Annotated in this window: 1 protein-coding gene; it reads left to right on the top strand. The window is 61.6% G+C overall.

What is annotated here, in order from left to right; translation table 11 throughout:
* A partial coding sequence (locus tag AC1DU6_RS34705) for a hypothetical protein (protein ID WP_477863058.1) occupies positions 1-613 on the top strand: 613 nt, incomplete at both ends.

Here is a 613-nt window from a genome sequence, read left to right as displayed (position 1 = left end):
GCTCTTGGCCTTCCTCGACGTGCCTCGACGCTTGCACCAGCCGATTGCGCAGCGCTGGGAGGCTGCCGGATGGCCGCCGCTGGCTCAGCACGCCAGCTACGCCGCTCACGTCCTGATGGTCGAACTCTTCTTCCAAATTTCGCTGGCAGCCAAACTCATTGCTGCTGAGCGTGCGTCCAATCGGGCGGACATCGCCTACCTCTTCTATCTGCCGTTTTGCAACGTCTTCGTCTCCAGCGACAAGCTGCATCGGAGGTGCGCGCAGCCGTTTCTGACGAAGGAGCAGGACTTCGTTTGGGGGCATGACCTCAAGGTCGACTTGTGCAGGATCAACGACGTCTTTGCAACTGCGAGCGAAGCTGAACGCCAGAWGGGGTTGCACAAGCTTGCGTCGCGGCCGCCGGGTGGCTCGAATGACCTGGTCGTGTCTCTGTGGGAACGTCATGGCTTCGCCCCTTTAAAGACGCCCAAGCCCGAGTCGGCGCTTCCTGCGGATAGTCATGACAAGCTGCTGGCACATCTCCGCGAGTACCAGGACGCGCCAACGGCGCCCGACGTTGCCAACCTTCATTCGGATGAGCTCGATGCGCTGTCCGTTGAGCGGCTGGTTCCC

This window comes from Roseateles sp. P5_B10 (genome assembly GCF_056400485.1).
The sequence above is the reverse complement of the archived record's forward strand: the minus strand, read 5'-3'. Positions and strand labels throughout refer to the sequence as shown.